The sequence below is a fragment of the Anaerophaga thermohalophila DSM 12881 genome, assembly GCF_000191885.1.
Taxonomy (GTDB): Bacteria; Bacteroidota; Bacteroidia; order Bacteroidales; family Marinilabiliaceae; genus Anaerophaga; species Anaerophaga thermohalophila.
Genome location: NZ_AEWI01000013.1, coordinates 41,079 through 63,958, shown reverse-complemented (window position 1 = coordinate 63,958; position 22,880 = coordinate 41,079). Strand labels below are relative to the sequence as shown.

At 41.0% G+C, this 22,880-nt stretch carries 18 protein-coding genes; 11 read left to right on the top strand and 7 right to left on the bottom strand.

Annotation, left to right across the window (positions count from 1 at the left end):
• Nucleotides 1–2 precede the first annotated feature (2 nt).
• Together ATH1_RS0105260 and ATH1_RS0105255 are read left to right on the top strand one after the other, a co-directional pair.
• Nucleotides 3–2,429: a polysaccharide biosynthesis tyrosine autokinase gene (locus ATH1_RS0105260; RefSeq protein WP_010418567.1), complete on the top strand. Its 2,427-nt coding sequence runs from the start codon at nt 3–5 to the stop codon at nt 2,427–2,429.
• Between the two features lie 286 nt (nt 2,430–2,715).
• On the top strand, nt 2,716–4,245 hold the full coding sequence (locus ATH1_RS0105255) for a hypothetical protein (protein ID WP_010418565.1): 1,530 nt from the start codon (nt 2,716–2,718) through the stop codon (nt 4,243–4,245).
• Here the strand turns inward: ATH1_RS0105255 and ATH1_RS0105250 are convergent.
• Nucleotides 4,239–4,790: a WcaF family extracellular polysaccharide biosynthesis acetyltransferase gene (locus ATH1_RS0105250; protein WP_010418560.1), complete on the bottom strand. Its 552-nt coding sequence runs from the start codon at nt 4,788–4,790 to the stop codon at nt 4,239–4,241. The genes ATH1_RS0105255 and ATH1_RS0105250 overlap by 7 nt on opposite strands.
• Nucleotides 4,791–4,904: 114 nt before the next feature.
• On the opposite strand from ATH1_RS0105250, the gene mnmE reads away from it, so the two are divergent.
• Nucleotides 4,905–6,317, top strand: a complete 1,413-nt coding sequence (gene mnmE, locus ATH1_RS0105245) for a tRNA uridine-5-carboxymethylaminomethyl(34) synthesis GTPase MnmE (RefSeq protein ID WP_010418557.1) — start codon at nt 4,905–4,907, stop codon at nt 6,315–6,317.
• 24 nt (nt 6,318–6,341) lie between these two features.
• Here the strand turns inward: mnmE and ATH1_RS0105240 are convergent, their stop codons facing one another.
• Nucleotides 6,342–6,788 carry a hypothetical protein gene (locus ATH1_RS0105240; protein ID WP_010418554.1) on the bottom strand — a complete coding sequence of 149 codons (447 nt, stop codon included), beginning with the start codon at nt 6,786–6,788 and terminating at the stop codon, nt 6,342–6,344.
• 63 nt (nt 6,789–6,851) lie between these two features.
• A complete protein-coding gene (locus ATH1_RS22555) occupies nt 6,852–7,079 on the bottom strand; it encodes a Fic family protein (RefSeq protein WP_342626179.1) in 228 nt (75 codons plus the stop codon).
• Nucleotides 7,080–7,360: 281 nt separating this feature from the next.
• Here ATH1_RS22555 and ATH1_RS0105230 point away from each other — a divergent pair, with 281 nt between their 5' ends.
• The 3 genes from ATH1_RS0105230 to ATH1_RS0105220 are packed head-to-tail and all read left to right on the top strand — an operon-like array spanning nt 7,361 to nt 12,874.
• Complete coding sequence (locus ATH1_RS0105230; RefSeq protein WP_010418549.1) at nt 7,361–8,392, top strand: efflux RND transporter periplasmic adaptor subunit; 1,032 nt, start codon at nt 7,361–7,363, stop codon at nt 8,390–8,392.
• On the top strand, nt 8,389–11,508 hold the full coding sequence (locus tag ATH1_RS0105225; protein ID WP_010418546.1) for an efflux RND transporter permease subunit: 3,120 nt from the start codon (nt 8,389–8,391) through the stop codon (nt 11,506–11,508). The genes ATH1_RS0105230 and ATH1_RS0105225 overlap by 4 nt, the downstream gene beginning before the upstream one ends.
• A gap of 22 nt (nt 11,509–11,530) precedes the next feature.
• A complete protein-coding gene (locus ATH1_RS0105220) occupies nt 11,531–12,874 on the top strand; it encodes a TolC family protein (RefSeq protein WP_010418545.1) in 1,344 nt (447 codons plus the stop codon).
• A 214-nt stretch (nt 12,875–13,088) separates the two neighbouring features.
• On the opposite strand, the gene ATH1_RS0105215 is transcribed toward ATH1_RS0105220, so the two are convergent.
• Genes ATH1_RS0105215 through ATH1_RS0105205 form a run of 3 tightly spaced genes read right to left on the bottom strand, consistent with a single transcriptional unit; the run spans nt 13,089 to nt 14,675 of the window.
• The gene (locus ATH1_RS0105215; protein ID WP_010418541.1) at nt 13,089–13,541 is read right to left on the bottom strand and encodes a hypothetical protein; all 453 of its coding nucleotides are present in this window, start codon (nt 13,539–13,541) and stop codon (nt 13,089–13,091) included.
• Complete coding sequence (locus ATH1_RS0105210; RefSeq protein WP_010418538.1) at nt 13,541–13,984, bottom strand: helix-turn-helix domain-containing protein; 444 nt, start codon at nt 13,982–13,984, stop codon at nt 13,541–13,543. The genes ATH1_RS0105215 and ATH1_RS0105210 overlap by 1 nt, the downstream gene beginning before the upstream one ends.
• 49 nt (nt 13,985–14,033) lie before the next feature.
• Complete coding sequence (locus tag ATH1_RS0105205) at nt 14,034–14,675, bottom strand: phospholipase D-like domain-containing protein (protein WP_010418536.1); 642 nt, start codon at nt 14,673–14,675, stop codon at nt 14,034–14,036.
• Nucleotides 14,676–15,609: 934 nt separating this feature from the next.
• Here ATH1_RS0105205 and ATH1_RS0105195 point away from each other — a divergent pair.
• Complete coding sequence (locus tag ATH1_RS0105195; RefSeq protein WP_010418533.1) at nt 15,610–17,286, top strand: dipeptidase; 1,677 nt, start codon at nt 15,610–15,612, stop codon at nt 17,284–17,286.
• A 9-nt stretch (nt 17,287–17,295) separates the two neighbouring features.
• Nucleotides 17,296–18,309, top strand: a complete 1,014-nt coding sequence (gene thiL, locus ATH1_RS0105190) for a thiamine-phosphate kinase (RefSeq protein WP_010418530.1) — start codon at nt 17,296–17,298, stop codon at nt 18,307–18,309.
• Between the two features lie 23 nt (nt 18,310–18,332).
• Here thiL and ATH1_RS0105185 read toward each other — a convergent pair whose 3' ends face one another.
• Nucleotides 18,333–18,968 (bottom strand): LysE family translocator, encoded by a 636-nt coding sequence (locus ATH1_RS0105185; protein WP_010418528.1) that lies wholly within the window; start codon nt 18,966–18,968, stop codon nt 18,333–18,335.
• 567 nt (nt 18,969–19,535) lie between these two features.
• Between ATH1_RS0105185 and ATH1_RS0105180 the strand changes: the two genes are divergently transcribed.
• From ATH1_RS0105180 to ATH1_RS22140, 3 genes are all read left to right on the top strand, one after another.
• A complete protein-coding gene (locus ATH1_RS0105180; protein WP_010418527.1) occupies nt 19,536–21,791 on the top strand; it encodes an inorganic phosphate transporter in 2,256 nt (751 codons plus the stop codon).
• 70 nt (nt 21,792–21,861) lie between these two features.
• The gene (locus ATH1_RS22145) at nt 21,862–22,548 is read left to right on the top strand and encodes a hypothetical protein (protein ID WP_010418524.1); all 687 of its coding nucleotides are present in this window, start codon (nt 21,862–21,864) and stop codon (nt 22,546–22,548) included.
• Nucleotides 22,481–22,879, top strand: a complete 399-nt coding sequence (locus ATH1_RS22140) for a hypothetical protein (protein WP_245531715.1) — start codon at nt 22,481–22,483, stop codon at nt 22,877–22,879. Before ATH1_RS22145 ends, ATH1_RS22140 begins: the two co-directional genes overlap by 68 nt.
• Nucleotide 22,880: the final 1 nt, after the last annotated feature.

Here is a 22,880-nt window from a genome sequence, read left to right as displayed (position 1 = left end):
TAATGAACAAGACAACGATTCGCACAAACAATTTCCACCACGGACACGATTCAGAAGGTTCACCTCAGTTCATGCTCGACTACAGAAAGCTATTGTATGATCTGCTGCAGTTTTGGTGGCTCTTCGCCGTTGCCATTCTTCTGTCTTTCGGGGTGGTTTTTGTCATTCACCGCTATTCCACCCCCACCTATAAAGCTTCTATGTCTATTCTGATGGAAGAAAGAGGGGCTGACAGGGCAAAAGAAGACATGATGGAAGGATTTGGCCTTACGCCCGGCCAAAGAAATCTTGATAATCAGATTGCTGTGCTGACATCCCGCGATATCATCAGGAAAACCATCGACCAGTTAGATTTTCATATCAGCTATTTTGCTGCCGGAAGGCTTAAGGATACTGAAATATATCCCAATCCGGGATTTGTTGTTCACTACGATCCGGCAGCTTCTCAAATCATCAACGTGCCATTGTATATAACCGTTCTTGACGAAAACAGGTTTGAACTTTCGGTTAAAGCCGATAATTACGCTACATTGATCTATAAAACTGAAAGTACTTCGGGACACAACGGTAGAATTGATTTTAGTGAAGTATATAATTTTGGTGAATGGATTCATACTCCCTGGCTTACAGCGCGTATAGAAAATAAAAGTATGGGAAGTTCCGGGGAAAAATCATATTATTTTGTTTTTAATCATCCCGAAAGTCTTGTTTCCAATTATTACCGTATTCTTCAGGCTCAGAAGGCCGGCGAAAACAGTACCATTGTTAATTTGTCCGTGACCGGTCCGAACCATCAAAAAAATATTGCATTTCTCAAAAAACTTTCCGAAACCTTTATCAATGCAAACCTGGAAAAGAAAAATGAAATTGCAACCAATACCATAAGATTCATTGAAGAACAGCTTTTAATAATCTCCGATTCCCTTGCCAGGAAAGGAAGTCAGCTCAGTACATTCCGTACCGAACATCAGATTCAGGATATCAGTTCCGAAGCAGAACATCTTTTTACACAAATTCAGGAACTTAATACACGAATATCAGAGAAAAATCTGACACTGAACTATTACAACTATCTGGGAGATTATTTTTCAACAGACAGTATTCTTGAAAAACGGCTGGCTCCTGCAGTTTTCGAAATAGATAACCCGATCATCGCCGGACAGATATCAAAAATAATCGATTTAAACAACGAACGACTTACACTGGACGGACAATCAAACCCTTACAAAAAGGAACTGGATAAACAAATCATTGTAGCCAGGAACACGTTAATTGAAGCCATCATCAACCAAAAAAACATTATTAAGGAATCCATTCAGCGACTTCGGAATGAAAAAATGGTGGTGACCAGGCAGCTTTATCAGCTTCCCGAAAAAGAAAGAAAACTTTTGGGCATTGAACGGCAGTTTGACCTCAACAGTGAGGTTTATACATTTTTGCTCAGGAAAAGATCTGAAGCTCAGATTCAGAAAGCATCCAACACTTCCGACCATTCGGTTCTGGAAACTCCCCGGTTTGCAGGTATTGTATCCCCCCGGAAATCGGCCAATCGCCAAAAAGCTCTTTTTGCAGGCATACTTGTTCCGCTGGCTTTTTTGATACTCCGGCAATTATTGAATAACAAAATTTCAACCTCGGAAGAACTCGAGCGACTTTCCAATAAACCCGTTATCGGACATATCATGCACAGCTACAAAGGCATCGCGAATATTATAGTCGATCATCCACGCTCTGTTATTACCGAAACTTTCAGGAGAGTAAGGACCAGACTCGAATATCTGACGGCCGAAACCAAAACTCCTGTTATCGCGGTTTCCAGCTCCATGCCGGGCGAAGGAAAAACTTTTTGTGCACTTAATCTGGCCGGAGTTTTTGCTTATTCCGGGAAAAAGACCATCCTGCTTGGATTCGACATGAGAAAACCCGGGCTGAATAAAATTTTTGAGTTGGACGACAGTAACGGACTTTCTCAATATTATATTGGCAAGGCCACTCTTGATGAAATCATCTACAGCGGAAATCAGGAAAACCTGGAAATAATACCTTCCGGAGCCGTTCCTCCAAATCCCTCCGAACTGATCTCCTCCGCTAAAACCGATCGGCTTTTCGATGAGCTTAAAAAGCGTTTTGATGTTATTATTTTGGATACGCCTCCATTGGGTGTTGTGGCCGATCCCATTTTGCTGGCCAGAAAATCCGATACCTTGATTTTCCTTGCCCGTCAAAATTTTACCATCAGGGAAGCTTTTACTCAAACGCTTAATCATATCGAGGAAGAAGGTATTAATAATGTAGGTGTCCTTTTCAACGACCTGATGGTAAAACGGGGAAAACGCGGACTGAAATACGGCTATGGATATGGGTACCATTACGGATACGGATACGGCTACGGGTACGGATATGGTCAGGGTTATTATGAAGAAAGCTGATATCCCTGATTATCAGATTTTAAATGATCAATGAGTGCAGTATAAAAGGCATATTTTTGTCAAAATCAAGGCGTTTTAAATTTTTGTAGCGGAGTTAACTTGTTGTTAATGAGGATGCAAAAATTTAAAACAACAACGAGTTTGGCAACAAAGATGCTTTTTAGATTGGGCTCATCAATATTTGTTGTAATCTTTGCACCACTAAAAGGATATGAATCTGCGATACCAAATCTTTATAGTTTTTACTCTGCTTTGCTCCTGTGCAAATGGTCAAATATATAATCACTTGCAACACAACGGATTAAACCCGGTTGAACGTATCACCAACGTGCCCGGACAGAATATTCACAGTGCCCTGGCTCCTCTCCGACTGGACGAAATAGAAGAATACTACAATGTGGATTCTTTAATTCAAAGGGGAATACCACGATCAAAGGATCATCGGAATATATTCGGCCGTTTCCTCCACGACAATCTTTTTGAATGGAATAAAGACGGTGTATCCGTCCGTATTAACCCGCTGTTTAATTTCGAGGCGGGCCATGATGGTCAGACCGGCGATTCCTGGTTTGTCAACACCCGTGGAGCAATGATTGAAGGTTCCCTGGGCAAAAACGTTGGTTTTTATGTTGATTTGTATGAAAACCAGGCCACTTTCCCCGGCTATATCGATGCTTTTATTGCCAAAAAGGGGATTGTCCCGGGCCAGGGACGACGAAAAGATTTTGGTGATAACGGGCACGATTTTTCTCAATCGACGGGTTACATTTCATACAATGCCGGCCGTTGGTTTAACTTTCAGGCAGGATTCGGAAAAAATTTTATTGGCGAAGGACATCGCTCGCTCTTTTTGTCCGATAATGCCTACAGCTATCCGTACCTGAAAATGACCGCTACTTTCCTGAATGCCAAATATATGATGATGGTGAGCGAGCTGAAGCATTACGAAAGGGATATAACGCTTGGCGATACGCGATATGAAAGTAAGTACGGAGCCTTTCATTATCTCAGCTGGAACCTGGGAGACCGGTTTAACCTCGGCTTGTTCGAAAGTGTAATCTGGGCAGCTGAAGATACGGTCGGATACCGGGGACTCGACGTGAATTACCTCACGCCACTTGTAATATTCCGGCCTGTTGAATACAATCTGGGTTCGCCGGATAATGTCACGATGGGAATCAGTATGAAATACATTCCCTGGCAAGATGCCGCCCTCTATGGTCAGTTTGTGCTCGGAGAATTTAAATTTGATGAGGTATTTTCATCCAATAAATGGTGGGCCAATAAACAGGGATTTCTTGCCGGCCTGCAAATTTTTAATTTGTTTGGCATTAATAATCTCGACCTTCTGACCGAATATAGTCAGGTACGCCCTTACACCTATTCGCATTATCAGCCCATTACCAATTACGGCCATTTTTACCAGGAACTGGCTCATCCCCTGGGCGCTAACTTTCGTGAAAGCATCTCTTTTTTAAGATACCGCATCAAACGGTGGCATTTTGAAACAAAGCTCCAGTTCGCCACCAAAGGCCTTGATCCCTCAATGGATATAAGCTATGGAGGAGATATTCATAAGCCCAATACCACCCGACCCGGTGATTATGGTCACACCATCGGTCAGGGCCTTAAATCCAATCTTACCCAGGCTGAAATGAATGTCATTTTTCTCATCAACCCTCAGAATAATATGAACCTGACCATTGGTGCCAGATACCGGAAAATGAGCAACGACGAGGAAACCATAAAGGGAAATTATATTTATGCAGCTTTCAGGACTTCACTTCGTAACATCTATTATGACTTTTTTCAATGAGTAATTGCACGGGGTTTCACCTTCTCAGCCGGATTCCCCCGATATATCCAACAGGATTCGAGCCGCCCGGATGCAACGCTCTGAACGGCCAACACAGAATGCGAGCCACATGTAGTATTTCCCGGAACTACAGAGTTTGCACCAATCCAGACACCATCCTCAAGAATAATTTCACCTATCATCAAATCGAATGTTTTACTGGTAAAATCATGATTACCACATAAAAGCATTGCTCCTTGCGACAGACAGCAATGGGAACCGATGATAACTTTAGATAAATTATCAATCCATACACCCTCGCCAATCCATGAATAATCCCCCACTTTCAAATGCCAGGGATATTTAATATTGACACGGGGTTTTATGACAACCCCCTGCCCTATTTCTGCACCAAATAACCTGAGCAGCCAAACCTTGAGTGAGGAAACCGGGAAAAAGGGACTTATAAAAAATACCGCATTTATCAGGTACCAGATTCCACGCCCTATTGCTCCTCGTCCCGGGTTATACCAACTGTTGTCATATTTCGATAAATCTACTTGCATCAGTGCCGGTCAATATTTTTGCGTGAATATAATAAATACCTGAAAAATAAACCGAAAATCTAAGGGTCTATTGCAAGTGTATTTTTCTAAGTAACTTTGCAGAAAAATTAGTCAATGATTCTCGAAGATACCATTTGTGCCATATCTACCCCTCCCGGAACCGGTGCTATTGCCGTGATCAGAATTGCCGGTCCGGAGGCAATTAGTATATCAGAAAAACTTTTCAGGCCCGCATCCAGACACAAAAAGTTAAGTGAGCAACGTGCCCAAACAATTCATTATGGCTCCATTTCAGACGGCCAAAAAGAAATTGATGAAGTTGTGTTGTCACTTTTCCGTGCACCCCATTCCTTTACCGGAGACGACATTGTCGAAATCTCCTGTCACGGTGCCATCTACATTCAACAAAAAATATTAAACCTTCTTATTGATAATGGCGCTCGCATGGCCAAACCTGGAGAATTTACCCAGCGCGCATTCCTCAACGGAAAAATGGATCTGAGTCAGGCCGAAGCCGTAGCCGACCTTATTGCAGCTCGCAGCGAATCGGCCCGGCGGGTGGCTCTGAAGCAAATGAAAGGAGGCTTTTCAAACCAATTGATCAATCTGCGGGCTAAACTTCTTGAATTTACTTCACTTATCGAACTCGAACTCGACTTTAGTGAAGAAGATGTGGAATTTGCCGACCGTTCTCAGTTAATCAACCTTGTCAACGAAATTGACAGGGTACTCAAAAAACTCATCGACTCTTTTTCGCTGGGCAATGCCATAAAAAACGGTATTCCTGTTGCCATAGTAGGTCATACCAACGCCGGAAAATCTACCCTCCTCAATGCCCTCCTGCAGGAAGAAAGAGCCATTGTTTCCGATGTTCACGGCACCACCCGCGATGTTATTGAGGATGTAATGAACATCGAAGGTATTACTTTCCGATTTATCGATACTGCCGGCATTCGCGAAACCATCGACAAGGTGGAAAGTATGGGTATTGCACTGACCTACAATAAAATAAAACAAGCTTCCGTCGTTGTCCTGATCATGGATGCCCGCGATGAGGACAAAAAAATTCACAAGGCGGTCTCGGATGTCAAAAATCACATGAATTCAGGCCATCAACAACTTATTGTTGTCATCAATAAAACAGATTTGGTAAGTCCCGATACCATTAAAAAACGCTTTTCCGAAGAATCTTTTCGGGAATTAACAGGCGCCGATGCCATTGTTCCCTTGTCGGCCAAACACCACACAAATCTCGATCATTTGGTTCGCGAACTTCTGAAAACAGTCGATACAGGTGCCATTGACAACGATGAAGTGGTGGTAACCAACGCCCGTCACTACGAAGCCCTCAAAAATGCCCGCGATGGAATTATTCGCACCCGCCAGGGACTCGAAACCGGCATTTCGGGTGACTTCATTGCTCAGGATATCCGCGAAGTACTCCACTATTTAGGAGAAATCACCGGACAAATTTCTACTGATGAAGTATTGGGGAATATTTTTAAGAATTTTTGTATCGGAAAGTAAGACGTGTACCCAGACCAGTTTGGGTTATAGATAACTAAAATTTTTCTTCTCAAGTAATTTCGCTAATTGTCCGCCCGGTGATACGTACCCGACTGTAAGACAATCACACATTTTTATAATTTCAAGATTTCGGCAATAAGCAGTTTCCCTTGTAATGCGTTTTACATTTTCAGGGAAAGGACTAATAATTAAGAGTCTGTTCTGGTTAAGTGCAGTTGTAATGTTTTCATCCCAACGGCTTTTCATATTGCGGGCCAGAACCAGAATTAAAGGTTGCGAACCTTTTAAAAGAATTTCGAAGACATCTTTCTCGATTGTTGAATGGTTTCCGCACACGATACAGTTGCCCTGTTGCCGTTGTGCTTTGGCCCATTCGTAACTTTTTAACACAACACTGGCCGGGCACTTCCGGGATGATAGGAATCCGGTTTTATGCAGGTTTAAGAGTTCTTTGTTGCCCAGATAATCCATTTTTGTGAAGAAATAATGACTTTAAATAATAGAGAAAGTTTGTTTCTCCCGGGTATTGGAAAATTATTTGAATTCGTCTTTATCAATAAGCTTCAGGAACAAATTACCCTTTTCAGTAATTTTATATTGTTGTTTTGAGCTTTTCACGGCATCAGGTTCTGTCCATTCCACTAATCCATCTTTAATTAATCTGGACAATATTCTTTTCAAGTGGCCGGAAATGGATTTTTGCCCTAAATGCCTGGAAATATCCCTGGTGGATAGAGTTTTGTCATTTAACAGCTTTAACACTTTACTATAGACAGACTCTTGTTTTGATTCTTGTAGTAACTCGTGCTGCAACTCGTGCTGCAACTCGTGTTGTAACTCGTGTTGTAACTCGTGCTGCAACTCGTGTTGTAACTCGTGCTGCTTTTGGAAGTTTGTATTTGTAATAACCCTAAATGCAATTCCCGGTTCCTGCCAGGATAACTCAATTTCAGAAAATTTTCAGGGTCAATCCTCTTTTTTTTAATAATTCAGGTATATATTTGACTTCCTAAAAAAAAACAACTTAATTAAGTGATTAGAACATGAAAAAACCGCTTTGGATTCATTTTTTGGGGTTTGCGATGTTTTTTAGTGCATACTCGTGCAAAGAAAATAGTGACCATACAGACCAGGAAAATTACATTTCTGTGGAGACTTACACGGTTGTAAAAGACGAAACACCATCTCGCAGTGAATATATCGGAATTATAGAGGAGGACTTGTCTGTGTCAGTCAGTTTTCCGGTAACGGGAAATATTGAAAAAATATATGTTAACGAGGGACAACCAGTTAAAAAGGGAGACCTGCTGGCAGAGTTAAATTCATATAGTTTAACAAATTTGCATGCTGCCGCTTTGTCTTCTCTCAGACAGGCTGAAGATGCCATGAGAAGACTACAGTCGCTCTACGACAAAAATAGCCTTCCGGAAATTCAGTATATCGAGATGCAAACAAAACTTGAACAAGCACGCTCAGCAGAAGCAATCGCCAGAAAAAAACTGGAAGATAGCCGCATCTATGCACCATTTAGTGGCATAATTGGCCGAAAGATGGCCGATGCAGGCGAAAACATACTTCCCAATCAAGCGGTTTTAACCGTTCTTCAAATAGAGAAAGTGAATATTAAAATAGCTGTTCCCGAAAAAGAGATAAATACTATTAACATCGGACAGCCGGCTACTATTCGGGTATCAGCAGCAGGTGATGATCATTTTGAAGGAACTGTAAGCAGAAAAGGAGTTAGCGCCAACTCCGTATCCCACACCTACAATACCTGGATTTTAGTTGATAATCACGATAATAAACTATTACCCGGAATGGTTTGTAATGTCTCAATCAGGAACAACATGAGTGAATATACAATTGTAGTGCCCAATCATTGTATTCTTCAGGATGGTAACGGGAACACATTTGTATGGAAAGTAGTCAACGGACAAGCCAAAAAACAGATCATCGAAACAGGCCATCAAAAAAGTGAGGGCGTCGGGATAATCAGTGGCCTTTCAATTGGAGATGAAATTATTTCAAAAGGGTATCAAAAAGTGTCTGACGGGCAAAAATTAAGAACATTATGAGTAAAGTTTATGAATTAATAGAAAAGGCCATGCGCCACCATAAGATAATGTTCTTTTTTATAGTGGCCCTAATGATTCTGGGCGTCTATGGTTTAATTGAAATGCCCAAGCAGGAGTTCCCTGAATTCACCATTCGGCAGGGATTAGTAGTCGGCGTATATCCCGGGGCCACCTCGGCACAAGTTGAAGAACAACTTACAAAACCGTTGGAAAGATTCCTGTTCACTTATGATGAAGTCAGGAGAGAAAAAACCTATTCCATGTCCCGCGACGGAATTGTTTATGTGATGGTAGAATTAGAGGAGAATGTAAAAGACAAGGACAAAGTATGGTCAAAAATTAAACATGGATTATCCGGTTTTAAATCACAGCTTCCCAGCGGTGTATTGGCCGTTATTGCAAACGACGATTTTGGAGATACCTCAGCGCTACTTATTGCATTGGAATCGGATACCCGTACCTACCGCGAACTGGAAGATTATGCAGAGATATTGGAAGACAGATTACGTCGGCTTAAATCAGCTTCCAATCTGCGTAAATACGGGCTTCAGAAAGAACAGATATCCGTTTATTTAGACCGGGACAAACTGGCTGCGTACGGCCTCAATTACAAACTATTGGCAACCACCCTGTTTTCTCAGGGGGTAACGACCTACTCGGGAATGATAGAAACCACTCAGGGAAATATGCCTTTATACGTTTCGCCCTTATACGATACAGAGAAGGAAGTAGCGGAACAAATCATTTATTCCGACCCGCAGGGAAATATTTTAAGGCTAAAAGATGTTGCAACCATAAAAAGAGAGTACGAAAGTCCGACGAGCTATACCCTGAATAACGGGAAAAAATCAATTATCCTCTCTATGGAAATGCGCGAGGGGTTTAACATCGTAAAATATGGCAAAGATGTAGATGAGATTCTGAGTGAATTTTCCACTGTTATCCCCGACGATGTATCCATTGAACGCATTGCCGACCAACCCAAAGTAGTGAAAAACTCTATAAATTCATTCCTTCGCGACCTCATAATAGCCATTATAGTGGTCATTCTTGTTATGATGATTCTTTTCCCTTTCAGAACGGCCGTTATAGCTTCTACAACCATTCCCATCACAATATTTATAACACTGGGTATAATGTACATATTCAGCATCCCGCTCAATATGGTTACCCTCGCGGTTCTGATTATTGTATTGGGCATGATTGTGGATAATTCCGTAGTGGTTATAGACGGTTATTTTGAGTATCTTGAAAAAGGGTTTTCGCGCTGGAGGTCGGCTGTACTCAGTGCCCAAAATTACAGCGGAGCTATTTTGCTCGCAACTTTTTCGATTTGTATTGTCTTTTTCCCTCTTTTAACTATCCTTACAGGAATATGGAAAGACTTTATCATTCATTTCCCATGGACATTCAGCATAGCGTTGTTTGTTTCTTTCATCCTGGCAATGATCTATATCCCTTTTATGGAGTATTTGTTCATAAAGAGAAAGGTTATTTCGAACAATAAAAAATTTAATCTGAACAGAATTGTACAGAATGTTTACAATAGGGCATTGGACTGGACTTTCAGGTATCCCTATATTACTATATGTACAACAGCTGTTATTGTAATCTTTTCTTTGGTTGTTTTTTTCAATCTTGATACGCGAATGTTTCCTTATGCCGACCGGGATCAGTTTGCCGTTGAGATATACCTGCCTTACGGAACACCCGTTGAAGAGACACGAAGTGTTGCTGACAGTGTATATAAAGTGTTGGCACAAGACGAACGGGTGACTTCGATAGCTTCATTTATAGGGATGTCATCCCCCCGTTTCCAATCCACTTATGCTCCAAATATTGGTGGGGAAAACTTTGCACAGTTTATAGTCAATACCACATCGAACCAGGCAACGGTCGATGTACTCGATGACTATGCTTCAAAATATCAGAATCATTATCCCAATGCTTTCGTCAAATTTAAGCAGTTAGAGTACACCCTGGCAGAAAACACGATGGAAGTGCGCTTATCTGGTGATGATATTTCTGAACTAAAACAATATGCTGACACGATCATTCAATCATTTAGTGACATTAAGGAATTGGTTTGGTTACACACCAATTATGAAGAACCGCTGCCGGGCATGAAAATAAATCTTAATACAACTGAAGCTTCAAGGTTGGGTGTTGTAAGAGGGTTAACAGAATTGGAACTCGCGGGATACTATTCAGGCATTCCTGTTGAAACGGTTTGGGAGGAGGATTATCCCTTGTCAATTGTGATGAAAACGGCGAAAGAAAAAGATTTTGATAATCCGGAGCAAGTTGAAGATAAATACATCTCAACCGCCATTCCCGGGATATCGGTCCCATTACGTCAGGTAGCCACAGTTAAACCGGTATGGAACGAAGGACAAATTGTACGCCGCAACGGTGTACGTACAATCAGCATTTTAGCTGATGTGAAAAGAGGGGCAAACGAATCAGATGCGTTTTCAGCAATGAGCAATATTATGGAAAACAAAATATCTCCTATATTACCTCATGACATAAAATTTGAATATGGAGGTGTTTATGAAGCCGACAGAGAGGTTATACCATTGATTACGAAGGCAATTATTGTCGCAATTTGTCTGTTTTTCTTATTATTATTGTTCAATTTTATGAAAATTAGTGTTGCGCTTACCGCTTTACTGTCACTCTCATTGATTATTCCCGGAATGGCATTCGGGTTATGGATTACAGGTACCCCGTTAAGCTTAACCGGACTTATGGGACTTATCACGCTTTTCGGTATCACCATAAGAAATGCAATCATCCTGTTTGAACATGCCGAAAATTCACGAACGAAAGAGCGGCAAAATGCAAAAACAGCTGCTTACGAAGCCGGTAAAAGACGCATCGTTCCTATTTTTCTCACTTCAATGACAACTGCAATAGGAATTATTCCCATGATTATCAGCAATTCATCGCTATGGTCGCCTACGGGTATTACAATTTTTTGGGGAACTATTTTTGGAATGGTATTACTCGTTTTGACCTTACCTGTTGTCTATTGGAAACTATTTGTCCGTGTTAAAATTCTTGACATCAGAGATAAAGATAATAATCAAGTGAAATCCCGGACACGAAAATAAGACAATTATAAATTTTAGTACAATGAACCTAAAATATTCCATCATATCAGTTTTTGTATTGTTGTTACCCTTTTCAGTAAAAGCACAGACCTATTCCCTGGATCAGTGTATAGAAATGGTGTTAAGCAACAATGCCCGTGTGAACAACAAAATGCTTGAAGTGGAGGCGTCTAAGGAGGCGAAAAAGGCCGCCTATACAAAATATTTTCCACAGGTCAGCGCTACTGCTTTTACTTACCGGTTTACCGACCCTTTGATAAACATGGAGATGCCGGGCGGAGATTTACCGGTTTATGATGGTAATCCCGCGAATTTACAAACAGCATCACAATTTGCCTATTTCCCCGGGGCTGCAATCCCTATGCTGGAAGAAGGAGTTATTGGCATCGCAACGGCCACTCAGCCCGTTTATGCCGGACAAAGAATATCCACAGGGAATAAACTCGCCAATATAGGAGTTGAGGTAAGCGAACTTCAGTTAAGAATCACTGAAAAGGAGATGATACTGGAGACCGAAAAAAATTTTTGGCAAATTATTTTACTCAACAAAAAAAAGGAAACCCTTGAAAAGTACATTAATCTTGTCGATACTTTACACAAAGAGGTTTTCGACGCGTGGGAGGCCGGAATGGTTACACAAAATGATTTGCTAAAAGTTAAATTGAAACAGAATGAACTGCAAATGAACCTCAGCCAATTGACAAACGGAATAGAACTGGCCAAAATGGCATTTTGCCAGTTTATTGGTGTAGAATACTCAGAGAACATCAACTTCGTTGATGATATAGAGATATCCGAAACACCTGAAATGTACTACGTGGATCACTTCGAAGCTCTGAAAAACAGGGAAGAATACATGATGCTGCAACGAAGCATTGATGCCGAAAAGTACCTGACAAGAATGCAACGAGGCGAATATCTGCCGGAGGTAGCAATAGGTGTAGGAGCATTATATCTTGATATTATGGACGATAGCGGGGACGGATTCGGAATGGCATTCGGAACCATCAGCGTACCAATATCGGGATGGTGGGAAGCCAAACACAAATTGAAAGAACGCCGAATTAAAGAGGAACAAAACCGGAACAGGGTAAACGACACCAATGAAAAACTGATGTTACAAATGCAACAAGGACGAAATACGCTTAACGAAGCCTATAAGCAATTGCAATTGGCAAAAATTTCAGTAGAACAAGCAGACGAAAATCTCCGGCTTAATCAAAACAGTTACGAAGCCGGCATGGTAAACGTATCGGACGTGCTTGATGCTCAGGCACAACTTCAAAAGTCACTTAACGATTATACTGAAGCCCAAATACAGTATAAAATCGCATGCGTGAATTACTTACAAATAACCGGAAGGTGAGGTTCGGTTTACAATATTGCGGGCCGGAACCAGAATTAAAGATTGCGAACCTTTTAAAAGAATTTCGAAGACATCTTTCCCGATTGTTATTACCAGCCGAAATCCATTTACTTAGAGGCTGCTGAAAAAGTCAGCAGTCTGTTTCAAATTTATTATTAATTATTTAAGTGTTATTCAGCGGCCCCTTCTTAAGTTTGAAATATCCTTTACTATTTTATTCCTTCTGAATAAATTTAGAAGGGTCAACCACCGGAAGGAAAAATTTATCCTTATAAGCTGTCGGACTAACTTCTGTTGCAGCTAATGCTCGTGCGTGAGAATAAGCCAGACTATGCAGCTGTACCAACAAATCGGTTGGAATCTTATACATTTGCTGCTCTTCGTCAAAAGTTTCACGAAGATTTTTGATCTGAAAAGCTGTTCGGCCAGTATGACGGATCAATACCGTTTCATCACTTTTTTTTAAAAGTCTGGATGAAACATCTATTGCAATAACAGATTTCGCCGCATCAATATTCACCGTATTATTAATATTAATGGCAAGTGAACCTGAATTCTGTATCAACTGATCGATTTCCTGTTCACTTAAATCTTCAAAAAAGAATTCCGTTGTATGGATCTTAATGATCTTATATTCTATTTTTATATGTCCTTTGTCTTTTGCCATTATTCGCTATAAGCCAATTGATTTTCTATAGTATAATTATTATTTATGGACACAACCGGAGTCTCAGCATCTGAACCATCTTCATGAATTTCCTGGTCAGCAAAAGATTCCGTGTCATAATCCATAACCATATTCACCACATTTTTTGTTTTTGGAGAACGATTCAAATATTCTTGTTTATCCTGCAACTCAAAAACAGGATATTTACCAACCTTCAGTGCAATTTCAATAATTTTGGCAATGCTGAAATTAATATCTCCATCATTAAGAATTTGTGAAATACGGCCTTTGCTTATTCCTAAATATTCAGCCAGTTTCGTCCTGTTTAAGCCATTTTCTTCCATATAAGAAACAATGGCATCATATAGAAAACCATTAATTCCCTCGATCCAATAGGAAGGTTCATTAAGTATTTTTTCTTTAATATTCTCGTTTCTTTTCATCCGCATAAAATTTATTTATCAAGGTCGGATGGAACTCGCATGCAAGAACTTATACATGTCCTTTTGTGGCAATCTTTGTCATGCTCGTTTCATCCTGATAATCTTTTATTATCCTTTTTACTGATTTCAAGTCTTTATCCTGATTATCCTTAAGACCTCCAACAACAATAACTCTGCCCTTATTTTCTTCATGAAAAAGATAAATTCTTATTATTCCGGACTTAGCTTCATACAACTTACACGTCAGATTATGCCCCTTAATTTCCCGCCCTGGCAAGGTTTTGCGCAACAAAATAACAGGGATAACTCGTGAATACAATGTCTTTGATTTCCCTTTTTTAACCACTTCCTCAATCAACTGCAACATACCATCCTCCACCTTACGGTCATATTTTGCCTCCTGAATGTTTTGCCTGACACTCTGGAAAAACTCCTCTTGGGCCTTTTCCGCATTTGGATCAAAAAGCAAACCCTGCTGATGCGCTTCCAAAACCAACTTGTCAATGTTAATCCCCACAAGAACCCGAATTTCGGCAGCTTTCTCAACAAAATCACGAATTTGAAAATATCCCGAAGCCCGGAAATATCCCACGAGAGCATCAAAAAAGTAAATGTTCTTATATTCAAATACTCCTTTGATTTTATTTAATAATGTATCGGATTCTTCGTTGGTGAAAAATTTGCTATTCATTAAACTGGAAATATGTTTTTATTAATGATTTCACGATGTCGTAAATAATCCTTTTTCGAAAAAGTCGACAGGTAAAATTAATAAAAGAATGGGATTTTATAATATTCAAGCTTGTCTACAAAGAGTTGCAAGCAATAATAATCACACCGGGTATTGATTTTTTTCATAAAGAGGTGGTAATTTACAAACAATACCATAAAAAATCATCACCATGAAACGAGCATGGCAAGGTTTGTCACAAAAGAACATGTATAATTAACCTCTAATCATCAAAGAAACTAAAAACAGGGAACAGATTCTTCGTCGTTACCTCCTCAGAATGACATTAGACAGTTTGTCATTCTGAGCGGAGCGAAGAATCTAACATCAATTAAAGTATGATAAGTTGTATCATTCCAATAACTTAGAATAATTATATACGAATGAAACGAGCATGACAAGGTTTGTCGCAAAAGAACATGTATAAAACATAATCATGCGAGTTCCATCAGACCAATAACTTAGACTAATTTTATACTGATAAAAGGCGGAATAAACAGTTCCGCCTTTTTAATAAAATAAGGAGCCTTATTCTCATGATTATCAGCATTAATTTCAAGGCTTTTTGAGATGGTATTCTTTCCTGATTTTCCGGTTACTTTTAATACACCCTGCGGTTGTCCCCAAACAGCTAAGGTTGAGGTTGAGGTTGAGGTTGAGTTACTTTTAATACACCTTGCGGTTGTCCCCTGTATTTCCCGGATATGATTATGGGTCTTTCAGCAAAAAGGTCAGGGATGTTTTCGGGCAGATCATCATAAGCATCGAGGCTGCTTACTACCCCATTTTAAACCCCTCTTCCAATATCTTGTCAATTATCATGTCCGGTCACCCGTTTTTTCTTATTTTTGCAACTCTTCCCCCTCAAAACAATAAAGCATAACATTGAATTGATATGAAAAAAACACTGAATTTACTTGGGATAATCGCCCTGATTACCGGATTTTCGATGAACACATCCGGAATTTATGCCTGTACTAACATTTTGGTTTCAAAGAATGCCTCCGTGGACGGTTCCACAATGATCACGTATGCCGCCGATTCGCATGTTCTTTACGGCGAATTGTATTTCTGGCCGGCTCAGGACCATCCCGAAGATGCTATGCTCGATATATATGAATGGGATACCGGAAAATATTTGGGACAGATAAAGCAGGTTTCCCATACCTATAAAGTAATCGGAAACATGAATGAGAACCAGGTTTCAATAGCCGAAACAACCTTTGGTGGTCGCAGTAAACTGCGCGATACTACAGGCATTATGGATTACGGAAGCCTGATATATGTTGCTTTACAACGGGCAAAAACCGCTCGCGATGCCATCAATATCATGACGTCGCTTGTTGAAGAGTACGGCTATTACAGCTCAGGCGAAAGCTTTTCCATTGCCGATCCCAATGAAGTCTGGATCATGGAAATGATTGGCAAAGGGCCGAACAACAAAGGAGCTGTATGGGTTGCACGTAAAGTGCCTGATGGATACATGACTGCACACGCCAACCAGGCCCGTATTACTACGTTTCCTCTGAACGATGAAGAAAATTGCCTCTACTCACACGATGTCATCTCTTTTGCCCGTGAACAGGGGTATTTTGATGGTAAAAACAAGGATTTCAGCTTTGCCGATGCTTATGCTCCCTTAGATTACGGTGCCATTCGGTTTTGCGAAGCCAGGGTATGGAGTGCATTTCGTCATGTCAATGAAAAAGAGGCCGACAGATATACGGATTTCATCATGGGCGAATCGGAGGAGCGGATGCCTTTATTTTTCCAACCCGCGAAAAAAGTAAGCACGAGAGATATTATGAACATCATGCGCGATCATTTTGAAGGGACGCCACTCGACATGACAAAAGATGCAGGAGCCGGTCCGTTTAAAGTGCCCTATCGCTGGCGACCCCTGACATGGGAAGTAGACAGCGTGGAATACCTCAACGAACGTGCCATTGCCACTCAGCAAACCGGATTCTCGTTTGTGGCACAAATGCGTAACTGGCTTCCAAACCCTGTTGGTGGCATTCTCTGGTTTGGTGTTGATGATGCCAATGCTTCGGTCTATGTTCCCATGTATGCCGGCATTGAAAGTGCACCTTACGAATATGCAGAAGGAAACGGCAATATGCTTGAGTTTAGCCCGGATGCTGCTTTTTGGGTTTTCAACTGGGTTTCCAATATGTCATACAGCCGCTACAGCTACATGATTGAGGATATCCGGAAAGTGCAGACAGAGTTGGAAGATAAATTTGAGAAAATGCAACCCGCCATCGATAACACGGCAAGCCTGTTATATGAACAGGAACCATCTCTGGCCGGAGAATATCTCACCGAATACACCCACAACCAGGCACGCATAACCGTTGAAAAATGGCGGAAACTCGGACAGTTTCTGATGATTAAGTACCTCGACGGGAACATTCATCCCGAAAAGGACGGAAAATTTCTTCGAAATGACTATGGCCATCCGTATCCGCCAAAATTTCCCGGCTATGATGAGAAGTACTACCGAAACGTTGTCAAAGATGCAGGAGAAAAATTGAAAATGAAGGAACTTCCTCCCGAGGATAAAAACTGATTTGTACTGATGAAGCTTTCTGAAATTGGCGAATTCGGGTTTATTGAGCGGTTCTCTGAAAACTTTGCACAAAAAAAAGAAAAAGGAGTAACCGGAATAGGTGACGATTGTGCCATCATGCCGCTTGATAACAAATTTGAGCAGGTCGTAACTACGGATATGCTTATTGAAGACATACATTTTCTGAGAGAGAAAGTTTCACCATTCCTCCTGGGATACAAGTCTTTGGCTGTCAATTTGAGTGATATTGCCGCCATGGGCGCACAACCAACGGCATCTTTTCTCTCTATAGCCATCCCTCCTGATGTCGAAGTTGAATATCTTGACCGGTTCATGGAGGGCTATAAGGAGCTGAGCGAAAAATATGATGTTCCGTTGCTGGGAGGAGATACCACTAAATCACCCGGAAAACTGACCATCAATGTCTGTGTCCTGGGAAAAATTGAACGGGGAAAAGCCCGCAGAAGGTCGTCTGCCAGACCAGGTGATATAATTTGTGTTACTGGTCCATTGGGTGATTCAGGAGGCGGACTGAAAATAATTCTGGAAAACATCGACAAAACAGACGACGCATACCATCGGTTAACCCGATGGCATAACCAACCTGAACCGGCTGTGAAAGAGGGACTATGGCTCGCCTCTTATCCCGGTGTCAGGGCAATGATGGATATTTCTGACGGTATTGCTTCCGATCTGACGCACATACTCAAAGCATCGCGATGCGAAGCGACCATCCAACTGGAAAAAATTCCACTCTCCGATGATCTGATAAAAGTTTCTGGCAAAGAGGGATGGAACGCAATAAATCTGGCTGTTACTGCCGGTGAAGACTATCGGTTACTGCTTACTGTTGAAAAATCATGTTTTAGCGAACTGGCCAACCGATACAATAAACAATTTCCCTATCCCCTCTCTCCCATTGGTGTCATTGTTGATGGAAATACCCCCGGGAAAATCGAATGGACCGAAAACGGTAAAACTGTAGATTTTTCCGGACAAGGATTTAATCATTTCAACGCCTGATAAAAAATACGGACATCATCTCCTCAGACATACTCCTTAACTAACCAGACAATAAAAGCCGCCAGAACAAGCGAAATTATAAGCGAGCCTGCAATTTTATTGATCCAGTAAAGTCGTCGCAGGTTAATTTTTGAGCGGAACAATCCTACCAAAGAGGTCAACATCAGCCACCATAAGGAAGCTCCCATAAAAACACCGGAAATTATAATCATGTGGTCTGCCAATCCGTATTGCGGTTTGAAAACATTAAAAATGGCAAAAAAAGCGATAAAAAGAAAAATCGCCAACGGATTGCTGAGCGTGAGAAAAAAGGTTGAAACAAAATCTTTAATCAAGTTATGCTTCCCTTTCTTTTGACGTCGTAATCCGACCGCCGGGTTGGTGCGGTAAATTTTAATTCCCAGCGCTGTCAATACAATCACGCCTCCCAACTGAAGCCACAACATCTGAGCTTCTACAAACGACACGATATAAGACAAACTAAAACCCGCAATTATGGCATAAATTACATCACTCATTACAGCGCCAAGACCCGAACAAAAACCCGATAACCTGCCGTTCTGCAATGTTCGCTGAATGATTAAAACACCAATTGGTCCCAAAGGTACGGATGCAGAAAATCCGACTATTATTCCGTCAAAAAGTGTTTTCCAGTACATCAATTACAAATTTTCGCCCACAAAGATTGCAAAATTGAAAAAAACACCCTTTAATATTTGTTATTTTTTTATCCACATTTCCATATCTTTGAATTTAGTTTCTTTCGGCCAATAACTTTGTTGAAATTATACTAATTTTAAATCTGTTGATGAGTGCAGTATAAAAAGCGTATGTTTGTCAAAATCAAGGCGTTTTAAATTTTTTACCGGAGTTAACTTGTTGTTAATGAGGATGCAAAAATTTAAAACAACAACGAGTTTGGCAACAAAGATGCTTTTTAGACCGGGCTCATTGATCTAAGTAGCTCAGACGCTGGCCTTGAATAGTGCATAACCTGCCTTGAGCAAGAAAAAAGCCTGTTAGGAACGATGAATTGTATCCATCGCAATTAATGGTGGATAGATAAATTCATCATACCTGTAGCGATTAGGTGTTAAATCTCTAAATATAAACAATTTAATTGAAATCCTTAACAATTCCTTAACACAGAATTAACAACAACCAAATATTTTGCATCTGAATAGAAACTATGTTTGCCACCGGAAAATTAAACTTTACTTCAACAAATGGAAACAATTTACCTGGTAATCGTCGGCGTTCTTTTTCTTCTGGCTGTTTCTGACCTTGTGGTAGGAGTCAGCAACGACGCTGTAAACTTTCTTAATTCTGCCATCGGAGCCCGTGTTGCATCCTTTAAAGTAATAATGATAATAGCTGCTCTCGGAGTCTTTGTGGGAGCCAGCTTCTCGGGAGGCATGATGGAAGTTGCCCGGAAAGGCATTTTTAATCCGCAGTTTTTTCTCTTTGAAGAGATCATGATTATCTTTCTGGCTGTGATGCTGACAGATGTAATTCTTCTGGATCTTTTCAACACTTTCGGACTCCCGACTTCCACGACAGTATCTATTGTGTTCGAATTACTTGGTGCTGCCATTGGTGTTGCAGCCATTAAATCGACCAACAATCCTGATATGTCGCTGGCCGAATACATCAATTCTGCAAAAGCGCTGGCCATCATTTCCGGAATTTTGCTTTCCGTGGTTATCGCATTCACCGTGGGGATGATCGTTCAGTATTTTACCCGGATTCTGTTTTCTTTCAATTATAAACGAAGACTTAAATATTTCGGAGCTCTCTGGGGAGGCATCGCCATTACAGCCATTACCTATTTCCTGATTGTCAAAGGGGCAAAGGGGGCTACATTTATGTCGGAAGAGGTTCAAACATGGATTACATCCAACGAGAACCAGATCATTCTCTACAGCCTGATATTCTGGACCGTAGTAATTCAATTACTCAACTGGTTGTTTACATTCAACATATTGAAAGTAATCGTTCTGGCAGGAACATTCGCACTTGCCATGGCATTTGCAGGCAACGATCTGGTCAATTTCATTGGAGTGCCACTGGCAGGTCTGGAATCCTTTAAAATATACCAGGCATCCGGAACCCCTGCCGATCAGTTACTGATGAATTCACTGGCAGGTGAAGTTAAAACCGAAGGGTACCTGTTGATAATTGCCGGACTCATTATGGTCATTACACTTTGGACATCCAAAAAAGCAAGGCGGGTTGTTCAAACCTCGCTCGACCTGGGAAGACAATCGGAAGGAGAAGAAAGATTTGGCTCTTCATTTTTTGCACGCTCCATTGTTCGAGGCAGCATAGCTATATCCAAATCCTTCAATGCGGTAATCCCGGCAAAGGTTCGCAACTTTATCGACAAACAGTTCGATATCTCAGCATACGAAGAAGAACAGCAAAAAAAGGGGAAAGAAGCCTCGTCGTTCGACGCTCTGAGGGCTTCTGTAAATCTTGTTGTAGCAAGTATCCTGATCGCCTATGCTACATCCATGAAACTTCCGCTGTCCACCACTTATGTTACCTTTATGGTTGCAATGGGAACATCCCTGGCCGACAGAGCCTGGGGACGCGAAAGTGCCGTTTACCGGATTACAGGTGTTGTTTCGGTCATCGGCGGATGGTTCCTTACTGCTTTTTCTGCAGCAACAGTGGCTTTTATCATGGCAACCATCCTGATGTTTGGTGGAAATTATGCCATTTTCGCACTGGTACTGCTTGCGGCCTTCATGGTTTACCGCACACATGTCATCACCAAAAAGCAGGATAGCGAAACCAAACTTTACAACGAAATGGAAATAGAGGAAGTAAATGGTGAAATACTTTCCGAAAAAGTTCTGGAAAAATGCCGTTCCAGTGTTTCCAGCGTGCTGAAGGACATTTCAAAACTCTACAGCGAATCTCTTAACTTCTTCGAAGCTGAGGATAGAAAACACCTGAAGGAAAACACAAAAGAAGTTGCCTCGCTTAACAAGCGTACCAAGAAACTGAAAAACAATATTTACAATACCGTACGCAAACTTCAGGAAGAATCGATTGATTCAGGCCTCTATTATGTACAGGTGGTGGACTACCTTCGTGAAACCGTACACTCGCTTACGTTCATTGTGAATCCTTGTTATGAGCATCTGGACAACAATCACAAAGTTTTCTCTGAGGCACAGTTTGAAGAAATTAATATTCTGGAAAGCAAAGTCAGATCACTGATCACGAAGGCCAACAATATAATTGACCAGTCTGATTTTTCACACCTTAAGGACTTGGTTGACGAACAATCAAAACTGATTGATGTTATCAAGGGAATGCGCAAAAAACAATTGAAGCGCATCAAGAAGGAAAAAGCAGGCACAAAAATAAGCATGCTTTATCTGTCGATTTTGCATGAAACACAAAATATGCTCTTGCACCTTGTTAATTTATTGAAGGCGCAACGCGATTTTGTGGCAGCGATAAAAAAATAATCTTTACTATTTTCCAAGGGACATTGTTTCACACAGGACAATGTCCCTTTTTTTTAATAATTGTTGGGAAATGCGAATAAGAAACTGTTTTATTGCCCTCCCTGGGGTAATGCTATTGCTATTGCCTTTTGGCTATATCAGTGCCCAGGAAGTGGGGCAAACCGGAAAATTTGAACCTTCGGGAAGTGTTTACGGTAAAATATTTACCAATTTCAACACATCCCTTCAGGGAAGCGAAAAACAAACGGCCTTTGAAGTACGCCGCGCTTATCTGGGATATGAATATTTTATTTCCCCCGAATTTTCGGCTGAAATAAAACTCGATATTGGTTCTCCAAACGATGCCGAATATTCACTCCTTCGTCGATTCGGATATTTTAAAACTGCTGCTGTTTATTATCAACTCCTTGAAAACATTAAACTGACATTCGGACTTCAGGATGCAGTGCAATTTAAAGTTCAGGAAAAATTCTGGAAACGACGTTATATCGCCAAACCCTTCATGGATGTGTATAACTTCGGCCCCAGTGCCGATATAGGAGCCAAGGCTCAACTGGAAATGGACTTCTTCGATGTGGATGTTGCATTTTTTAACGGGGAAGGCTATTCAAGTCTCCAAAATGACGACACTTTTAAAGGTGCCGTGGGAATTACAGTTTACCCTGTTGATGGCCTTGTAACGCGAATTTATGGTGATATCTCCAGGAAGACAGTCAGTCAGTCAACAGCAGTTTTTTTTCGCCGGTTATTCCAATAAAATATTTTCTTTCGGGGGAGAATATGCCATGCACTGGAACCGTGAATTTCAGGACAATCACGATGTTTATGGATTTTCTATTACCGGTGATTTCTTAATTCTCCCTGCCACCAGAATTTTTGCCCGGTACGACAAAATCGATTCCAACATACTGAGTGGTGAATCTGTTCCATGGAATCTGGCTAATGATGAAACAGGTCTGATTGCAGGGATAGAATACATCCCCATAAAGAACATCAAAATCGCTGCCAATTATCAGGATCACTACCCGGCTGCAAAAAATGCCGAGTTGGCTTCCGCATTATTTCTTAATATTGAAGCATCATTTTAAA

Excerpts from the sequence above, each read along its gene's own strand:
- ATH1_RS22145 (WP_010418524.1), top strand. The coding sequence starts at position 21,862 with ATGCGAATAAGAAACTGTTTTATTGCCCTCCCTGGGGTAATGCTATTG.
- mnmE (WP_010418557.1), top strand. The coding sequence starts at position 4,905 with ATGATTCTCGAAGATACCATTTGTGCCATATCTACCCCTCCCGGAACC.
- ATH1_RS0105205 (WP_010418536.1), bottom strand. The coding sequence starts at position 14,675 with ATGAATAGCAAATTTTTCACCAACGAAGAATCCGATACATTATTAAAT.
- ATH1_RS0105250 (WP_010418560.1), bottom strand. The coding sequence starts at position 4,790 with ATGCAAGTAGATTTATCGAAATATGACAACAGTTGGTATAACCCGGGA.
- ATH1_RS0105230 (WP_010418549.1), top strand. The coding sequence starts at position 7,361 with ATGAAAAAACCGCTTTGGATTCATTTTTTGGGGTTTGCGATGTTTTTT.
- ATH1_RS22140 (WP_245531715.1), top strand. The coding sequence starts at position 22,481 with ATGGTGATATCTCCAGGAAGACAGTCAGTCAGTCAACAGCAGTTTTTT.
- ATH1_RS0105215 (WP_010418541.1), bottom strand. The coding sequence starts at position 13,541 with ATGGCAAAAGACAAAGGACATATAAAAATAGAATATAAGATCATTAAG.
- ATH1_RS0105185 (WP_010418528.1), bottom strand. The coding sequence starts at position 18,968 with ATGTACTGGAAAACACTTTTTGACGGAATAATAGTCGGATTTTCTGCA.
- thiL (WP_010418530.1), top strand. The coding sequence starts at position 17,296 with ATGAAGCTTTCTGAAATTGGCGAATTCGGGTTTATTGAGCGGTTCTCT.
- ATH1_RS0105180 (WP_010418527.1), top strand. The coding sequence starts at position 19,536 with ATGGAAACAATTTACCTGGTAATCGTCGGCGTTCTTTTTCTTCTGGCT.
- ATH1_RS0105260 (WP_010418567.1), top strand. The coding sequence starts at position 3 with ATGAACAAGACAACGATTCGCACAAACAATTTCCACCACGGACACGAT.
- ATH1_RS0105225 (WP_010418546.1), top strand. The coding sequence starts at position 8,389 with ATGAGTAAAGTTTATGAATTAATAGAAAAGGCCATGCGCCACCATAAG.
- ATH1_RS0105210 (WP_010418538.1), bottom strand. The coding sequence starts at position 13,984 with ATGAAAAGAAACGAGAATATTAAAGAAAAAATACTTAATGAACCTTCC.
- ATH1_RS0105240 (WP_010418554.1), bottom strand. The coding sequence starts at position 6,788 with ATGGATTATCTGGGCAACAAAGAACTCTTAAACCTGCATAAAACCGGA.
- ATH1_RS0105220 (WP_010418545.1), top strand. The coding sequence starts at position 11,531 with ATGAACCTAAAATATTCCATCATATCAGTTTTTGTATTGTTGTTACCC.
- ATH1_RS0105195 (WP_010418533.1), top strand. The coding sequence starts at position 15,610 with ATGAAAAAAACACTGAATTTACTTGGGATAATCGCCCTGATTACCGGA.